We start from the raw sequence: 17,050 nt of genomic DNA, 5'->3' as shown, positions 1-17,050 counted from the left end.
ACAGCCTGGGCTGTCTATCTACCATGAGGGCATGCTGCCGGCGGATGAAGTGCCCTTGACCGAGGCCGCCGTTCAGGCGGCCGGCGACATCTGGGTGGTGGTCGGCCGGCTCCGCCGCAAGCTGCACGCCCTGGAAGCGGCCGAGGAACCGACGGGTGGAGACGGGGGCAGGGAGAAGGAACCGTCCCCGTCGCAGAGTTCCGTACTGCGCCGCCTCGCCAGGAACGGCCCCGCCTCCGCCAGTGGTCTCGCCGCGGCCGAGGGCGTACGGCCTCAGTCGATGGCCAAGACCGTCATCGCCCTGGAAGAGGCCGGACTCGTCTCGCGCAGCCCCGACCCCGATGACGGGCGGCGGCAACTCGTCTCGCTCACCGACCGGGGCCACGAACGGCGCAGGGGCGAGCGCCTCGACCGTCAGGCGTGGCTCGCCCGTGCCCTGCAACAGCACGGCACCGAGGAGGAGGTGCGTGCGGTCATCACCGCCATGGCGCTGCTCGACAAAGTGGCGCAGGCATGACTCGGACCGCCGCGCGCAGACAGCGTCGGGCAGAGAGGGGCGGCTTCGACCGTCGCCTGATCGCACCGATGATCCTGGGCTCGATTCTCAACCCCATCAACTCCTCGATGCTCGCGGTCGCGCTGATCCCCATCGGCCGCGCCTTCGACGTGCCGCCCTCGCAGACGGCATGGCTGGTCTCCGGCCTCTACCTCGCGACGGCCGTCGGCCAGCCGGTGATCGGCCGACTCGTCGACGCGTTCGGTCCGCGTCGGCTCTACCTGCTGGGCACCGCGCTGGCCGGCCTGGCCGGACTGCTCGGCACCCTCGCTCCGAACCTGTGGGTGCTGGTCGCCTCCCGCGTCCTCCTCGGCTTCGGAACCTCGGCGGCCTTCCCGGCCTCCATGTCGCTGCTGCGCTCCGAGTCCGAGCGCACCGGCGGGAAGAACCCAAGTGGCGTCCTCGCCGCGCTGTCGATTTCCAACCAGGTCATCGCGGTCGTCGGCCCGGCCCTCGGGGGCCTGCTGATCGGCGCGGGTGGCTGGCACCTGATCTTCGGCATCAACGTGCCGCTGTCGCTCATGTGTCTTGTCCTGGGCGCACTGTGGCTGCCACGCGCGACGCCCACGGGCAGGACGGCACGCATCGATGTGCCGGGCATGGCGTGGTTCGCCGGATCACTCACCGCGTTCATGTTCTTCCTGATGAACCCGGCAGTCGCACACTGGTATCTGCCAGTGCTGGGCCTGGCCACGGGCGCGGTGTTCGTCCGCCGAGAACTCCGCACCGACCAACCGTTCATAGATCTTCGGGTCCTCGGCGGAAACGTACCGCTGCTTACCACGTTCACCCGGCAGTGCCTCGCGTACACCACCTCGTACGCCTTCTTCTACGGCTACAGCCAGTGGCTCCAGGAGGGCCGAGCACTGAGCGCGTCGCAGGCCGGTCTGCTTCTGCTGCCGCTGTCGGCGACGGCCGTCGGTGTCACCGCGCTGACGGGACGCCGTAGCGGGGTGCGGGGCAGACTCGTCGTCGGCGCGCTCTTCCAATGCCTCGGCTGCGCGGCGTTGTTGCTCCTCAGTGCCGACACTCCGGTCTGGCTGCTCATCGTGCTCAGCGCGGTCGTCGGCATCCCTCACGGGCTGATCGGGCTGGCCAACCAGAATGCCCTGTACGCGCAGGCCGATCCGGCCCGCATGGGCTCGTCCGCGGGACTGCTGCGCACGTTCATGTACATCGGCGCACTGTTCGCGGCGGCGGCGAGCGCCGTGTTCTTCCACGACGGCGCCACCAGTTCCGGACTGCATGCCATGGCCTGGCTGCTCATCGGCGTGGCCGCCCTGTTCCTGCTTCTCTGCATCGCCGACCGGTCATTGAGCGGCGTCGGCACAACACCCGGCGACGCCGGCCCCGCCGGAAGTACCGGGTTGACGAGGTGAGTTAACGCCGATAACTTATCGCCATTAACTCAGATGGGAGCAGCCTGTGCCCACGCTTGCCGCCGAAGACGTCTACGCTCTCGCGCCGTACGCCAAGACCCTCGGAGTCGTGTTCGACGAGATGACGGCAGCCGGCGTTCGAGCCACGCTGGCGCACGATCTCTCGCTGTCCACGGTGGGCGGTGGGCTCCACGGAGGAGCGTTGATGGGACTCGCCGATGTGAGCGGTGCCGTATGCGCCGCTCTGAACGGTCCGGTCGGCGCCGCACCGGCCACCGTGGAGTCGACCACGCACTTCCTTCGGCCGGCCCACACAGACGTCGTCGCGACAGCTCGTCCCCTGCGGGTGGGTCGCAACACCGTCGTCGAGGTCAACGTGCATGACGCCCAAGGCGAACTGTGCGCCCGGGTGACCCAGGTGGTCACCACCGTCAACCCGAAGACATCCTGACGTCGCTCTCTCTCGAAGGCTCCTGACTGTGACCGGCTCCCGCGTTCGCGCCGCCAAGGGCCAGGGCGGTCTGCTCCGCGACCAGCTTCTCGACATCGCCGGTCAGCTACTCGAAGACGGTGGCGCCGACGCTCTGACGATTCGCGCGGTGGCGACAAGTGCGGGCGTCACCCCGCCGGCCGTCTACCTCCACTTCGCCTCGAAGAGGGAACTCGTCCACGCCACGTGCCTGCGCCTGTGGGATTCACTGTTCATCGAGTTGGAAACGGTGTCCCGGGGGATCTCGGATCCTGTGACGGCGCTCTACGAAACCTGCGTCGCATACATCGCGTTCGGGCTTCGCCATCCCTCCCAGTACCGACTGGTGATGGATGGCGAGGCCACCGAAGCCAGTCGCCGGAACGAAGACGCGTGCTTCCGCTATTTCCGGGACAAGGTCACCGCCTGTCGCGATACCGGAGTACCGGTGGAGAGCAGGACCGAAACCGCCAGACTGCTCTGTGCCGGCGTGCACGGCGCGGTTTCCCTCCTGATCCACCAGGAACGTGACGCATGGCCTCCCGACACCGCTCGCTATGCCACCCGGGCGGCGTCCTCAGCCGTCCACGGCGCACTTCTCACCGCGTCTCACGCGTCCAGACCCTCGATATCTGCCGTGCTGCGGTCGGACTGAACCACGTTGGTGCCGAGCACGGCGAGTAGCTCCAGTTTGGCGACCGAGTCGGTTCCAACGGCCGGGGTGAACCAGAGGAGCCGTTGCCGTCCGTCCTCGCTGAACAAGCTGAGGCAATTGACCTCGAGCAGCCCGAGTTCTGGATGTATCAGACGCTTTCTGTCATGGCGTCGGAACTCGACATCGTGCCGCGCCCAATGTTCGCAGAACTCGGGGCTGCGCGTGGTCAGCGCCGTGATGATCGCGGTGACTTCAGGGTCGTTGCCGCGCCGGGCCGAGGCCGCACGCAGGTCGGCGACGAAGGATCGGGTGACCTTGGCGTGGTCCTCGGGCGGGTACAGCGTCCGCGCCGCCGGGTCGGTGAACCACCGGTACAGGAAGCTCGCGGTCCATCCGGTCGTGGACGGTGGCGGGCCGAGCAACGCACGGGCCAGCGGGTTCTGTACGAGCATGACGCGCAGGTCGGTAACCACCTGGGCCGGTGTGCCGTCCAGGCGGTGCATCAAGTCCAGCATCCCTGGGTGGACGTGGTCGGCCGGACCACCGGGCCGGGGCACCGGACGGCCCGCCAGGGCAAAGAGGTGATCGCACTCCTCCCGGCTCAGTCGGAGTGCCCGGGCGAGCGCGGCGAGCATCTGCTCGGAGGGCTGGACGCCCGCCCCGCGCTCCAGCTCGATGTAGTAGTCAACCGAAGCACCGGCCAGCTGAGCGACCTCTTCACGGCGAAGACCCGATACACGGCGGCCTCGCCCGGTCGGCAGGCCGACATCCGCGGGTCGTATGCGATCACGGCGTGACTTCAAAAAGCCGCCCAGTTCGGAAAGGTTCACCCCACCACTCTGATCTGACCGCTCCTCGCTTTCCAGGGGTTGCCAACCCCTGGATCAGAAACCCTTGGTTGCCGTCTGTGCGGGAGTTACGGCGCTGTCGCCAGGCGGGGCAGAGGCGGTGCGGGCTGGTGGATGCGGCCGGTGCCGTGCGACAGGGGCAGGCCCGTGCCGCGGTTGGCGTGGGCGATGATCTCCGCGGTGATGGATATGGCCGTCTCCTCGGGAGTACGGGCACCGAGGTCCAGGCCGATCGGTGAGTGCAGCCGGGCCAGTTGCGCCTCGGGAACGCCGGCTTCCCGGAGCAGGTCGACGCGGTGGCCGTGGGTGCGTCGGGAGCCCATGGCGCCGACGTAGCCGACGGGGAGGGCGAGCGCCAACCGCAGCAGGGGGATGTCGAACTTGGCGTCGTGGGTCAGGACGCATACGGCGGTGCGGGCGTCGGTCTCGGTGGCCGCGAGGTAGCGGTGGGGCCAGTCGGTGACGATCTCGTCGGCGTGCGGGAAGCGGGCCCGCGTGGCGAAGACGGGGCGGGCGTCGCAGACGGTGACGTGGTGGCCGAGGAAGCGGCCGGCCTGGCTGAGGGCAGCGGCGAAGTCGACGGCGCCGAAGATCAGCATGCGGGGGCGGGGTGCGTGGGTGTGGACGAGGACCGTCAACTTCTCGGGGCAGGTGTCGGTGTCGCCGCCGACCTCGACGCGGGCGGTGCGGCCCGCCCGCAGGAGCGCGCGGGCGTGCGCCACGACCACCTGGTCCTCGTTCTCGCCGCCGAGCGTGCCGTCGTGAGGGCCGCCGTCGGGGACGTGGAGGGTGCGGCCGAGGAGTTCGCCGGGGCCGTCGATGATGTGAGCCACGGCGCAGGAGCGTCCCGCGACCACGGCTTCGAGGGCTGCCACGAGGTGGGGCTCGGCGGCGGGGTCCACGCGCTGGACCAGGACGTCGATCTCGCCGCCGCAGGTCAGGCCGACGGCGAAGGCATCGTCGTCGGAGTAGCCGAAGCCGGCGCGGGCGGGTGGCCCGCCGTGGGCGAGGACGTCTTGGCACAGTTCGTAGACCGCCGCTTCGACGCAGCCGCCGGAGACGCTGCCGACCGCGGTGCCGTCCGCGTCGACGGCCAGGGCGGTGCCGACGGGCAGCGGTGCGCTGCCACTGACCTGGACGACGGTGGCGAGGGCGAAGGGGCGCGCCTCGCGGCACCACTGGCGCAATGTGTCCGCGATGTTCAGCATGGCGGGCTTTCCGTGAGATGGGTGCCTTCAGGGGACCGCCGCCGCGCCCTGGGGGAAACGACACGGCGGCGCCCGTGGTGTTCAGAGCAGAGCTTCGGGCGTGATGGGCAGTTCCCGGATCCGGCGGCCGGTGGCGTTGAAGACCGCGTTGGCGATGGCGGGCGCCACTCCGACGATGACGATCTCGCCGAGTCCCTTGACGCCGATCGGGTCGGCCTCGTAGTCCTCCCCCTCGATGTAGATCGCTTTCATGTCGGGCATGTCGGCGTGGGTCGGCACGAGGTAGTCGGCGAGGTTGGCGTTGACAATCCGGCCGTCGCGGTGGTCGGTGACCGTGTGCTCCAGCAGAGCCTGACCGATACCGCCGGTCATGGCCCCGATGGCCTGGCTGTCGGCGAGTCTCGGGTTGATGATCCGGGCGGCGTCGTACACGCCGACCATGCGCCGCACCCGTACCAGGCCGAGGCGGGCGTCGACGGCCACTTCGGCGAACGTCGCGGCGTAGGCGTAGAAGGAGAACTTCTCCGATTCCGACGCCCCGGCGTACGAGCCCATCGCTTCGAGGTGACTGCGGTTGTTGCGGGCCAAGAGGCGCTGGTACGTCTCCCCGCGTGTGGGCTCGTCCTTCACGTACAGCCGACCGCCGCGTACGACGATGTCCGCGGCGTCCGCTCCGTACAGCGGTGAGTCCTCGTCCTTGACCGCGAGCGTGATCGCCTGCTTGCGCAGCTTGTCGCAGCCGTCCTGGACGGCGGATCCGACACTGGCCATGGTCCGCGAGCCGTGGTGACCGGGGGCCGGGGGCATGAGGGAGTCGCCGAGCCGGAAGGTCACCTGACGCATGGTCAGGCCGAGGGCGTCGGCGGCGACCTGGGTCATGGACGTGGCCGTGCCGGGGCCCATGTCGCTGGTCGAGGACTGCACCAGGGCGGTGCCGTCGGCGTCGAGCCGGACTGAGGCCTGGGCCTCGCTGCGCTCGGTGTCGTAGACACCGGCGGCCATCCCCATACCGATGAGCCAGTCACCGTCACGCGTCGAGCGGGGCTTGGGGTTGCGCCGGTGCCAGCCGAACTCGCGAGCGCCCGCGCGGTAGCACTCGCGCAGGCGGCGGGTGGAGAACGGCAGCCCGCGGGACTCGTCATCGGAGGGTTCGTTGCGCAACCGCAGCTTCATCGGGTCCAGGCTCAGTCCGTGGGCGAGCTCGTCCATCGCCGACTCGATGGCGTAGGAGGCGGTGGAGTAGCCGGGACCGCGCATGAACCACGGCGTGCTCACGTCCAGCGGGACGTGACGATAGGCCTGGCGGACGTTGGGCGTGCTGTAGAGCATCCGGCCGGGTTGCAGAACGCCTTCGCTGTGCCTTTCGTAGCGGGAGCTCTCGGTGCGGATGTCGTGCGCCGACGCGGTCAGGCGGCCCTGCCGGTTGGCGCCCAGCCGCAGTTCGTACTCGTATGCGGGCCGGTATCCCACGCCGAAGTACAACTGCCTGCGGGTGAGCACGAGTTTCACCGGGCGTTTCACTTCGCGGGCGGCCAGGGCCGCGATGACGGAGTGCACCCAGGCGCGGGCGGCACTACCGAAGCCGCCTCCTACGAACGGAGAGATGACGCGGACGTGGTCCGGCGGAATGCCGAACTCGCCGGACAGGGTGGACACGGTGCCCTGCACGTCCTGGGTCTTCTCCCAGACGGTCAGCCGGTCACCTTCCCAGCGGGCGACGATGCCGGCCGGTTCTATCGGGTTGTGGTGGTTGCGGGCCATCCGGTACGTCAAGTCCAGCCGGACCGGGGCGGAATCCAAGGCGCCGTCGGCGTCGCCGCGTGCGTATGTCTCCGGTTCGTCGGCGGGGTCGGCCACGCTGATGTCTGTCGAGACGGGCTCGGCGTCGTAGGCGACCTCCACCAGGCTCGCGGCGTGCTGTGCGACCTCCAGTGTGGTAGCCAGCACGACCGCGACGGGCTGTCCGAAGAACCGGACCCGGTCGTCCTGGAACGGGCGCAGCGGCTCACCCGGCGGGAATCCCCCTTCGACGGGCGGCAGTTCGGGTGCGTTGAGGTGACTGATCACCTTCAGGACGCCGGTCTGGCCTTCGGCGGCGCGGGGGTCGATGCCGGTGACACGGCCACGGCCGACGCTGCTGTCGACGATGACCGCGTGCACGACCCCGTCGGGGCTGTTGTCGGCGGCGTACTTCGCTCTCCCGGTCACCCTCAGCCGTGCGTCGACCCGGGGCGCCGCCGCACCGACTGCTGCCTGTGGCTGGCTCATGGCGTGCCTCCTACGGTGCGCAGCTGGCGTTCGACGGTGCGTTTGAGCAGCTCGGCCTTGAACCGGTTGTGCGTGAGGGGGCGGGCCCCGTCGGCAGCGTGCTCGGCGGCCTCGGTCCACAGCCGGTCGGAGGGACGTTCGCCGATGAGGGCTTGCTCGACGGCGGGCAGCTTCCAGGGCACGGTGCCCACACCACCGGCGGCGACCTTGGCCTCGCGGATGACGCCGCCGCGTACGTGCAGCGCGACCGCGGCCGAGGTGAGCGCGAACTCGTAGGACTGACGGTCGCGCACCTTCAGATAGCCGGACCTCAGTGGGCGCGGGTGGGCCGGGATCTCCACAGCGGTGATCAACTCGCCTGGCTTGAGGGCCTGTTCGCGGTTCGGGGTGCTGCCCGGCCGGAGCAGGAAGTCAGCGAAGGGCAGGGCGCGCTCGCCGTCCGGGCCCAGCAGATGGAGGGTGGCCTCCAGTGCGGCGAGGGCGACCGCGAGATCGGAGGGGTGCGTGGCCACGCAACTGTCGGAGGTGCCGAGGATCGCGTGGCTGCGGTTGTAGCCCTCCCGCGCCGCGCACCCGGAGCCCGGCTCGCGCTTGTTGCAGGCCGCAGTCACGTCCCGGAAGTATGCGCACCGGGTGCGCTGCATGATGTTGCCGCCGATGGTGGCCATGTTCCGCAGTTGGGCCGAGGCGCTCAGCTCCAGCGCCTGGGAGATGACGGGGTACAGGGAGCGCACCTTGGGATGGGCGGCGGCCTCGGCCATGCGGACCAGGGCGCCCATGCGCAGGCCCCCGCTCCTGGTGACGGTGACCTCGCGCAGCGGCAGGGCGCTGATGTCGACCAGCGAGCCGGGGCGTTCGACGGTCTCCCGCATCAGGTCGACCAGAGTGGTGCCGCCCGCGATGTAACGCCCGCCGCGCCGACCGGCGTTGAGAGCCTCTCGCGTGTCCGCGGCCTTGGTGTAGGTGAAGGGATACATGGGAATCGGTCCTCACTTCCGGCCGGCGGCCTGCTCGACCGCGCGCCCGATCTTCACGTAGCAGCCGCACCGGCAGAGGTTGCCGCTCATCCACTCCCGGATCTCCTCCGCGGAGCCGGTGTGCCCCTCCTGGATGCACCCGACGCCGGACACGATCTGGCCCGACGTGCAGAAGCCGCACTGGAAGGCGTCCTGGTCGATGAACGCCTGTTGCAGCGGGTGGAGCCGGTCGCCCTTCTCCAGACCCTCGATCGTGGTGACCTCGGCACCCTCCAGCCGCACCGCCAGCGTCAGGCAGGAGTTGACCCGTCGCCCGTCGACCAGGACCGTGCAGGCGCCGCAGGCACCGGCGTTGCAGCCCTTCTTGGAACCGGTCAGGGCGAGATGTTCGCGCAGCAGGTCCAGCAGCGAGGTGCGGTTGTCGACCGTCACGGTGTGCCGGACGCCGTTGACCGTCAAGGAGACGCGGCTGCCGGGCGCCGCCTCGGCAGCGGCCGCCGCCTCGGCGCCGAGCGGAGGCGGCCCGGCGACCAGACCACCGGCCACGACCGCTCCCCCGACGGCCGTGCTCGCGGCGATGAAGGTACGCCGGGACGGCACGGAGGGGGACACAAGGGGGTCGACGGGGGAAGTCACTGCTGGGTCGGGATGTTCGGTGGACATGTCCACGCTCCCTGGGTGTGGGTACGGGTGGTGGTGAAGGGCGTACCGGTGGTCGCGTCGATTGCGAGGGCGCACCGGCTACTCAGGCGGGCTGTTCCAGGTATCGGGCGGCACGGAGGACTGGACACCCGCCCAGCTTCACCACCTGACTCACAGTCATCCAGAGGCTGTTGTACCGAGCATGCTTATGTCTGCCGGCGGACATGGGCGGCGCGGAGTGCGCCGGCGCGTCTGGGGGCTATCCGGGGATGGTGCCGAGGTCGACGCCAGTCAGGTCACGGCTGGCGTCCCACAGCCGCGCCGCTACGGAGGTGTCGGTGAGGTGGTTCCACGCCGGTTCACGTCGGGGCTTGCCGCGCAGGCCGAAGACGCGCGGTCCCCACAGTTGCCCTCCGCGCACGGCCGGGTCGAGCACCGCTCGGACCGCGGGCGATGCGCCGGCGTGCTTGCCCTGGACGAAGAGGGCGGCGGGGGCCGTGCGCAGCCGCGCACCAGCGGTCCGCACATGGACTGGCGGGCGTGACGGGGTCAGGGAGTCCAGCGCGCCGCCGGGATGGACCACCACGCTTGCCACCGCGCTGTCGACGGCGCGCAGGCGGCGGTCGAGTTCGAGGCCGAAGTACATCTGCGCCAGCTTGGAGCGTCCGTAGGTGCGCTTGGGCCGGTAGTCCTTCCGGGACTGCAGGTCGTCGAGGTCGAGCCGCTCGGACTTCGCCGCGAAGCTGCCCATGGTCACGATGCGGGCCGCCGGTGCGGCCGACAACAGCGGCATCAGCCAGTGGGTCAGCGCGAAGTGCCCGAGGTGGTTCGTGCCGAACATGAGCTCGTGACCGTCCCCGGTCTCCCGGCGCGGCGGATCGTCGAGCGCGACGCCGGCGTTGTGGACCACCGCGTCGAGGCATTCCACCTCCAGTGATTCCACCGCCGTTCTGAGCGACGAGAGGTCGGCGAGGTCCAGCCGTACGGCCCGCACCCGCGCGCCAGGGACACGCGAGCGGATCGAGGCCGTGGCGATTTCGGCCTTCGCGGGATTCCGGCTGCCCAGTACGACAGTGGCTCCGGTCGCGGACAACTGCTCCGCGACGAAGTACCCGATGCCGGCGTTGCCGCCGGTAACCAGGAAGACGCTGCCATCGGCACGCGGCAACCGTTGAACATCCCAGGGCAGGATGGAGGACGTGGACGACATGGCGGCGGGACTCCCTTGACGGTGAAGGCGGCTGCGGCTGCCTTCCAGGGCAGCTCGACGCCCACGGTTCCAGCGGCCCCCGACACATCGCCTACGGATGACCGACAGCCCCGCCGGACGGCCGACATCCAGCCGACGACGCCGTGGCACTCAGAAGGGTGATCGGCTTGACCGGATCGATGCCGAGCTTCGCCGCTTCCCGGCACTGCGTCTCAGTGTCGCGCCCGAGGAAGTGCCCCTGCGGTCGGCCATGCCGGTCTACGGCGTGCGTGAACTCCCGGTCACCTGGTAGTCAGATTCGGGCCGCGTCATCGCGCCCTCGCAGCTCAGCCCCAGGCCCCCACCGGCACGAACGAGCTGTCCTGGCGGAAGAGATCCGTGCCGTTCGAGCGCTCCACGCGGAGTTGGTAGCCGTAGTGGCGCAGGTAGTGGCCCGGGTAGTTGTAGGACTCGAAACGCAGCGCGCCGCCGCTCGTGCCGGTGCGGGCGATGAAGGTGGCGTCTCTGGCGAAGGTGGTCGTGCCGTCGTTGGCGTCGAAGCGGGCGCGGAAGTCGTAGTGGCGCAGGTAGTTGCCGGACGCGTCGTGGAAGGAGTAGGCGTTCGCGTCGGCCAGTCCGGCGACCACCGAGAAGGTGGCGGCCTGCTTCTCCGCCGTCGTGCTGGAGCCGCTGACCACGGGGAGGTTGAGCAGGGAGGACTGGGTCTGCCAGTAGCGGGTGGGGTAGTTGGCGGACTGGAAGGAGCGGGTGATGCCCTTCGCGAGGGCCGGACCGCCGGAAACCGTCTCCTTGATCACCGTGAAGTGGCGGGCCGTTCCGGACACGGCGGGGAGTCCGGCCGGGGCGGACCACGTGGCGAAGGTGTCGTAGCTGTCGCTGTAGTAGTACGTGCCGTCGCCGTAGCCGTCGAAGAAGATGCGCCAGCCGCCGTTGTCGAGCTGCACCAGCGCCGGGCCCTCGCGGTAGCTGCCCCAGCCTGCCCAGTTGCCGGTCCGGCGGATGGTGTAGGGGCCGGTGAGGCTCGACGAGGTGCCGTACTCGATGTACTTCGTCGTCTCGTTCTTCGTGAACGCGTGGTAGGTCGAGCCGGTCTTCACGAGGAACGTGTCGATGTGGTTGGCGCCGATGCCCGACAGGGCCACCGGTGAACTCCACGCCGTGAGCGCCGAGTTGGTCGCCCTCAGCAGGTACGGCGTGAAGATCCACTCGTCGTTGGTCGTCGAGCAGGACACGATCACGTTCACGCTGCCGTCGCTGTCGACGAACCACTCCGGCGCCCAGGCGCGGAACAGGTTGGCGATCGGGACCGTGTAGTCGTACAGGAAGGTCCAGTTGACGCGGTCGGAGCTGCGGGCGAAGCCGATGGTGGTGCTGGTGTCCTGCCAGGTGTGCGTGGTGTAGGTGATGTAGTAGTAGCCGTTCGTGTGTCTGAAGATGCTCGCGTCACGGATGCGGTTGCTGGGTGGCGTGTACGCGGAGGACCTGGTCAGACGGAAGTCGGTCGCGTCGTCCGACGTGTAGACGTTCACCGTGCCGTCGTCGCTGTTGAGGAACGGCACGATCGTGTACCGGGTGGCCGATCCGCTCGGCGGTGCGGCGGCCACGGCCGTGCCGAGGAGGCCCGGAACTTCGCCCAGTACGAGTGCCGTGGCGGGCAGGACGGCCATGGCGCGCAGCAGGGTGCGGCGGGACGGCGTGGGGGGACGTGTGGTGGTCACGGGCGGCTCTCCCTCAGACACTGGGCCCGCAAAAGGCACTGGGCCGCAAACACGGGTGTACGAAATACCGAACACAGTCCGGTAAATCGATCAGAAGGTAAGGGCGAGGTGGAGGGCCGTCAATGCTTTGGACGTTCCGTCACCGCCCCGCGGACGTTACCGTTCGGTAGACAACGTCCTTCCGGAGGTGTCCGTATGACGCTCGACCGTGCCGCAGGCCTCACGGAGTCCGTCCGTGCCCTGGCCGACGGGGAGGTGACGTCCCGGGCCATGGTGACCGAGGCCCTGGCGCGGATCGAGGCGAGCCAGGGATCGCTGAACGCCTTCCGGATCGTACGGGCCGAGGCCGCGCTCGCCGAGGCGGACGCCGCCGACGAGGAACTGGCGGCCGGGGTGCGCCGGCCGTTGCTCGGGGTGCCGGTGGCGGTGAAGGACGACATGGACGTGGCGGGGGAACCGACCGCGTTCGGGTGTCCGGGCGAGTTCCCGCCCGTCGCGGAGGACGGTGAGGCGGTACGGCGGCTGCGCGCGGCCGGAGCCGTGATCATCGGCAAGACCAACACCTGCGAGCTGGGCCAGTGGCCGTTCACCGAGGGACCGTCCTTCGGCGCGACCCGCAATCCATGGCACCCGGAGCACACCCCAGGCGGCTCGTCCGGCGGTTCGGCGGCCGCGGTCGCCGCGGGTCTGGTGCCGGCAGCGCTCGGTTCGGACGGCGCCGGTTCGGTGCGGATCCCGGCGTCCTGGACCCATCTGATCGGCATCAAGCCGCAGCGCGGGCGTATCTCCACCTGGCCGCGCGGCGAGTCGTTCCAGGGCATCACCGTCAACGGCACCCTCGCCCGCACGGTCGCCGACGCCGCCCTGCTCCTCGACGCGGCGAGCGGCAACCACGCACACGACCCGCACCGGCCGCCCGCCCTGAACATCTCCGAGGCGGTGGGCCGCGACCCCGGACGGCTGCGTATCGCGCTCTCCCTGAAGCCGCCCTTCACCGCCCTGCCCGCGCGGCTCCTTCCGGAGGTGCGGGACCGGGTCGTCGAACTCGCCGAGAAACTGGGCCGGTTGGGGCACACCGTCGAGGAGGCCGACCCACCGTACGGGCAGATCGGCCTGACCTTCGTCCCCCGCGCGACCGCCGGAATCGCCGAGCGCGTCCGCGACGTGCCCTTCCCCGGCCTCCTCGACCGGCGCACCCGGGACGCCGCACGCCTCGGCAGGCTGCTGGGCGGGCCGCCGCTGCGTGCCGCGCGGCGGGCGGAGGCGGTCCTGCACCGCCGTATCGGCGCGTTCTTCACGTCGTACGACGTGATCCTCGCGCCCACGACGGCCGCTCCCCCGCCGCGCATCGGCTCGATGCTGAACCTCGGCGGCCTGGCCACGGACCGCGCGATGATCGCCGCCTGCCCGTACGCCTGGCCGTGGAACGTGCTGGGCTGGCCCGGCGTCAACGTCCCCGCGGGCTTCGCCTGCGGCGGACTGCCGGTCGGCGCGCAACTCCTCGGACCGGCCAACAGCGAGCCTCTACTGGTGTCCCTGGCCGCCCAGTTGGAGGCTGACCTGCGCTGGCACGAGCGGTGGCCGCCGCAGCAGGCCACCGCTGATTTCCCGGCGGCGTAGGGAGGTTGGGCCCATCACGCCGTGACCATGGAGCCCGTACGCTGTGACGATGGACGATGCGTCGATGGTCGGGCTCATGGGGCGGGTCACCGGGGCGGTCGGGCCCGGGCTGGTGGGCGAGGTGATCGTCCGGGTGCGCGGGGGCGCCGAGCACTTCCTCGCCTATCCCGCGTCGGGGACGGACCGCATCGAGCGCGGCACGGTGGTGATGGTCGTGGAGTACCTGCCGCCGAGGACCGTCTACGTCCAGGCGGCGTACGACAGTTGAGTCCTCACTGGCGCAGGTGAGAGACGCATGCGTCAAGGTTGTGACAAGGATCCGCCGGTGTCTTCACCCCGGCCCCGGACAGGCGCACACTCCCCTTCATTCGGTGCCGGACGGGCACCATGAAAAGGGGGCGAATGCCGATGGTTGTCGGCGTCGTTGCGGGGGTGGCGCTGGTCGCCGTCCTCGTCGTGATCGGTCTGTTCAAGCTGATGTGGCGGGTCGCGGAACCGAACGAGGCATTGATCATCTCCGGTTCCAAGCACCGGACCGAGGGCCTTGAGGAGGGCATGGGATTCCGCATCGTCACCGGGCGCGGCACGCTGGTGCTGCCCGGTGTGCAGGCGGTGCGCAAGCTTTCGCTCGATCTGAACGAGACAGAACTGTCCGTGGACTGCGTGACCCACCAGGGCATTCCGCTGAAGGTGCGCGGCGTGGTCATCTTCAAGGTGGGCGACGACTTCGTGTCGATCGCCAACGCCGGCCGCCGCTTTCTGGACCAGCAGAAGCTGATGGCGGAACGGGTGCACAACGTGTTCGCCGGTCATCTGCGGTCCATCGTGGGTGGGTTGACGGTCGAGGACATGATCCGGGACCGGGACAAACTGACCGGGCAGACCCGGGCCGCGTGCGGCACGGAGATGGAGAAGCTGGGTCTGATCGTCGACTCCTTGCAGATCCACGAGATCGAGGACCCGACCGGGTACATCAAGAATCTCGCCATGCCGCACGCCGCCGCCGTGCAGCGGGACGCGCGCATCGCGCAGGCCGAGGCGAACCGGCTCGCCACCGAGGCCGAGCAGCAGGCCGCCGCCCGGATGTCGGAGGCCACCCGGGACAGCGAGATCCTTCAGGCCGGCTACCAGGCCGAGCGGGACAAGGCCGCGGCGAAGGCGCGTCAGGCGGGTCCGCTCGAAGATGCCGCGTCCCGCCAGGAAGTCGTCGTCCAGGAGACGCGGGTCGCCGAGCTGGAGGCGCAGCGGCGTGAGCAGCAGCTCCAGGTGGACGTGCGTAAGCCCGCGGATGCGCAGGCGTACGAGAAGCGGACGCTGGCGGAGGCGGAACGCGACGCGCGGATCTCGGCCGCGCAGGCCAAGGCGAAGGAGACGGAGCTGGCGGCTGCCGCCGAGGCGACCCGGGTGAAGACGGCCGCGGGCGCCGAGGCCGAGGCGACGAAGGCGCGGGGCGCCGCGGCGGCTACGGCGACCAGGGCAACCGGCGAGGCCGAGGCTGCTGCCGCTCAGGCCAAGGGTCTGGCGGCGGCCGAGGCGACCAAGGCGAAGGGCCTCGCCGAAGCGGAGGCCATCAAGGCGCGGGCCGCCGCGCTCGCGGAGAACCAGGAGGCCGTGGTCGCCCAGCAACTCGCCGAGAACTGGCCGGAGATCGTGAAGGCGGGAGCGAGCGCCTTCGGCAGTGTCGACAACATGGTGGTGCTCAACGGCGCCGACGGTATGGCCGACATGCTGGCCAAGGCGCTCACGATGGGCGGCACGGGGCTGGGGCTGGCCCGGCAGCTGCTGGCGTCCATGAACCAGAACGGGCAGAACCCGAACGGGACGTCGACGCCGGACGGGCCGGTGACGCGGGACGGCCCGGTGACGCTGGACGGGCCGGTGAAACGGCCCGTGCAGCAGGTGCCGGTGGAGAAGGACGGGAACTGACCGACCGCGGGCCCTCGTTGCCGGGGGCCCGCACTCACCCTCTACTGTGAGCCGGGTGAGCGCACCCACCGATGACATCCCCGGCCGCTACGGTCCCACCGCCACCATCGAGGCCGACCCCCGCGAGGTCGGCCGGGTGCGCACCGAGTACTCGCCCGCGCACGACGGCGACCCCGATCCCGGGGAGATCGTCTGGACGTGGGTGCCGTACGAAGAGAACGACGGGCGGGGCAAGGACCGGCCCGTTCTCGTGGTCGCCCGCGAGGCCGCCGGGACGTTTCTCGCCGTGCAGTTGTCCAGCAAGCGGCATGACGGCGACCGTGAGTGGGTGCCGATCGGGAACGGGCCGTGGGACAAGTCGGGGCGCGACTCATGGGTCGACGTCGACCGGGTGCTGCGGCTGCACGAGGAGGGCATGCGGCGGGAGGCGTGCGCGCTGGACCGGATGCGGTTCAATCTCGTGGTGCACCGGCTGCGGTTGCGGTACGGATGGGCGTGATGCTTCATGCTGCGGGCCGGTGGGGGCTGGTCGCGCAGTTCCCCGCGCCCCTTCGGGGCGCTCAAGCAAAGGCTTGCTCAAAAGCGCCGCGGGTCTTCGCTTGCCTCGTGCCGTCCAGTACTCCGAACACCACGTGCTCGAAGCGCCCGGCGAACCGGCCCTTCACCAGCAGCCCCCGAAACGCCCCCGCCACCTGCGCCGGGTCGTTGCGGAACACCCCACAGCCCCAGGCACCCAGCACCAGCCGCCGGTAGCCCTGGGCCGCCGCGACCTCCAGCACCCGCTCGGCGCGCACCGCGACAGCGCCCGGCAGCTCATGCGCGCGCTCCGGCACCGTACGCAGCACCACCCCCGCATTCGGTGCCGCCGCCGTCAGGAATCCGGCGGTGTAGGGCTCGTCCAGCAGGTGGCCGCGGTCGTCGCGGAAGACGGGTACGGCCGGTGAGTGGATGACACGGTCCGTGTAGAAGACGTCGCGGTGGGCGCGGTGGTGGTCGTAGAACTCCCGCACCCCGGCCAGGCACGTGTACAGCGCGGAGGCCCGGCACAGGGCCTCTTCCTGGGCCTGCGCGCCGTTGAGGAAGCCGCCGCCGGGGTTGTGGGCCGAGGCGAAGTTCAGGACGGCCGTTCCGGGGCCGAGCCGGCGGGCGGCCTCCAGGCTGCTCTCGCCGGTGACCTCGACGAACGTGTCAGCCGAAGGCGTCGCAGTCACCGGCACCGGGGCCGGGCCGTACATCCGCGTGCCGGACCGCGCGGCCTCGATCGCCGCCGCGAGGGACACCTCGCGGCCGTCGGAGGCGCGGTACCCGCCCGCCGCCACGATCTGCTCGGTCTGCCGTGCGATGTCACGGAGGCGCGCGCTCATGGCGCCACCCCCGTAGGCGTCATGACCGCGCGTCCCGCGCGCTCCCCCGTCGTGCTCATGCAGGCATCGTGAGCGATGCTGGTCATGGGGTGCAACAGAGTTTTCCGCCCCCGGAAAACACCCGGACAAGCACCCGGGGCGCGAAGGTTACGGGCCCCGAACGTGCCGGTACGCACTCTTGTGCGAAGCGACGCGAGGGTCTTGGGTGGA

16 protein-coding genes are annotated in these 17,050 nt (G+C 70.3%); 8 read left to right on the top strand and 8 right to left on the bottom strand.

The features are described 5' to 3' along the window. The first annotated feature begins 31 nt into the window (after positions 1-31). Genes KCH48_RS01835 through KCH48_RS01820 form a run of 4 tightly spaced genes read left to right on the top strand, consistent with a single transcriptional unit; the run spans position 32 to position 3,059 of the window. On the top strand, positions 32-517 hold the full coding sequence (locus tag KCH48_RS01835) for a MarR family winged helix-turn-helix transcriptional regulator (RefSeq protein WP_210569683.1): 486 nt from the start codon (positions 32-34) through the stop codon (positions 515-517). Beyond that, on the top strand, positions 514-1,935 hold the full coding sequence (locus KCH48_RS01830) for an MFS transporter (protein WP_246884682.1): 1,422 nt from the start codon (positions 514-516) through the stop codon (positions 1,933-1,935). The genes KCH48_RS01835 and KCH48_RS01830 overlap by 4 nt, the downstream gene beginning before the upstream one ends. Before the next feature lie 46 nt (positions 1,936-1,981). After that, on the top strand, positions 1,982-2,386 hold the full coding sequence (locus tag KCH48_RS01825) for a PaaI family thioesterase (protein ID WP_210569682.1): 405 nt from the start codon (positions 1,982-1,984) through the stop codon (positions 2,384-2,386). Positions 2,387-2,414: 28 nt separating this feature from the next. Continuing rightward, entirely contained in the window at positions 2,415-3,059 is a 645-nt protein-coding gene (locus KCH48_RS01820) for a TetR/AcrR family transcriptional regulator (RefSeq protein WP_307840773.1), read from the top strand. On the opposite strand, the gene KCH48_RS01815 is transcribed toward KCH48_RS01820, so the two are convergent. The 7 genes from KCH48_RS01815 to KCH48_RS01785 all read right to left on the bottom strand — a co-directional run bounded on the left by KCH48_RS01815 (position 3,014) and on the right by KCH48_RS01785 (position 11,879). Beyond that, the gene (locus KCH48_RS01815; protein ID WP_210569681.1) at positions 3,014-3,889 is read right to left on the bottom strand and encodes a helix-turn-helix domain-containing protein; all 876 of its coding nucleotides are present in this window, start codon (positions 3,887-3,889) and stop codon (positions 3,014-3,016) included. The genes KCH48_RS01820 and KCH48_RS01815 overlap by 46 nt on opposite strands. 86 nt (positions 3,890-3,975) lie before the next feature. Then, the gene (locus KCH48_RS01810) at positions 3,976-5,115 is read right to left on the bottom strand and encodes an XdhC family protein (RefSeq protein WP_210569680.1); all 1,140 of its coding nucleotides are present in this window, start codon (positions 5,113-5,115) and stop codon (positions 3,976-3,978) included. Between the two features lie 81 nt (positions 5,116-5,196). After that, positions 5,197-7,383, bottom strand: a complete 2,187-nt coding sequence (locus KCH48_RS01805) for a xanthine dehydrogenase family protein molybdopterin-binding subunit (RefSeq protein WP_210569679.1) — start codon at positions 7,381-7,383, stop codon at positions 5,197-5,199. Then, positions 7,380-8,360: a xanthine dehydrogenase family protein subunit M gene (locus KCH48_RS01800; protein WP_210569678.1), complete on the bottom strand. Its 981-nt coding sequence runs from the start codon at positions 8,358-8,360 to the stop codon at positions 7,380-7,382. Before KCH48_RS01800 ends, KCH48_RS01805 begins: the two co-directional genes overlap by 4 nt. 12 nt (positions 8,361-8,372) lie before the next feature. Beyond that, positions 8,373-9,023, bottom strand: coding sequence for a (2Fe-2S)-binding protein (locus KCH48_RS01795; protein WP_210569677.1), 651 nt, complete (start codon positions 9,021-9,023; stop codon positions 8,373-8,375). Positions 9,024-9,261: 238 nt separating this feature from the next. Next, the gene (locus tag KCH48_RS01790; protein ID WP_210569676.1) at positions 9,262-10,212 is read right to left on the bottom strand and encodes an SDR family NAD(P)-dependent oxidoreductase; all 951 of its coding nucleotides are present in this window, start codon (positions 10,210-10,212) and stop codon (positions 9,262-9,264) included. 326 nt (positions 10,213-10,538) lie between these two features. Beyond that, positions 10,539-11,879, bottom strand: a complete 1,341-nt coding sequence (locus KCH48_RS01785) for a glycoside hydrolase family 43 protein (protein ID WP_210570886.1) — start codon at positions 11,877-11,879, stop codon at positions 10,539-10,541. A 246-nt stretch (positions 11,880-12,125) separates the two neighbouring features. On the opposite strand from KCH48_RS01785, the gene KCH48_RS01780 reads away from it, so the two are divergent. The 4 genes from KCH48_RS01780 to KCH48_RS01765 all read left to right on the top strand — a co-directional run bounded on the left by KCH48_RS01780 (position 12,126) and on the right by KCH48_RS01765 (position 15,975). Then, entirely contained in the window at positions 12,126-13,550 is a 1,425-nt protein-coding gene (locus KCH48_RS01780; protein ID WP_210569674.1) for an amidase, read from the top strand. A 49-nt stretch (positions 13,551-13,599) separates the two neighbouring features. Further along, positions 13,600-13,818 (top strand): hypothetical protein, encoded by a 219-nt coding sequence (locus tag KCH48_RS01775; protein ID WP_234390510.1) that lies wholly within the window; start codon positions 13,600-13,602, stop codon positions 13,816-13,818. A 134-nt stretch (positions 13,819-13,952) separates the two neighbouring features. Continuing rightward, positions 13,953-15,476 (top strand): flotillin family protein, encoded by a 1,524-nt coding sequence (locus tag KCH48_RS01770; RefSeq protein ID WP_210569672.1) that lies wholly within the window; start codon positions 13,953-13,955, stop codon positions 15,474-15,476. Positions 15,477-15,531: 55 nt separating this feature from the next. Continuing rightward, on the top strand, positions 15,532-15,975 hold the full coding sequence (locus tag KCH48_RS01765) for a type II toxin-antitoxin system PemK/MazF family toxin (protein ID WP_210569670.1): 444 nt from the start codon (positions 15,532-15,534) through the stop codon (positions 15,973-15,975). Between the two features lie 61 nt (positions 15,976-16,036). Here the strand turns inward: KCH48_RS01765 and KCH48_RS01760 are convergent, their stop codons facing one another. Then, positions 16,037-16,840 (bottom strand): TIGR02452 family protein, encoded by an 804-nt coding sequence (locus KCH48_RS01760; RefSeq protein WP_210569668.1) that lies wholly within the window; start codon positions 16,838-16,840, stop codon positions 16,037-16,039. Between the last annotated feature and the right edge of the window lie 210 nt (positions 16,841-17,050).

The sequence above is a fragment of the Streptomyces sp. GESEQ-4 genome (assembly GCF_017948455.1).
Taxonomy (GTDB): domain Bacteria; phylum Actinomycetota; class Actinomycetes; order Streptomycetales; family Streptomycetaceae; genus Streptomyces.
Note: the sequence above shows the minus strand (reverse complement) of the source record. Positions and strands in the feature narration are given on the sequence as shown.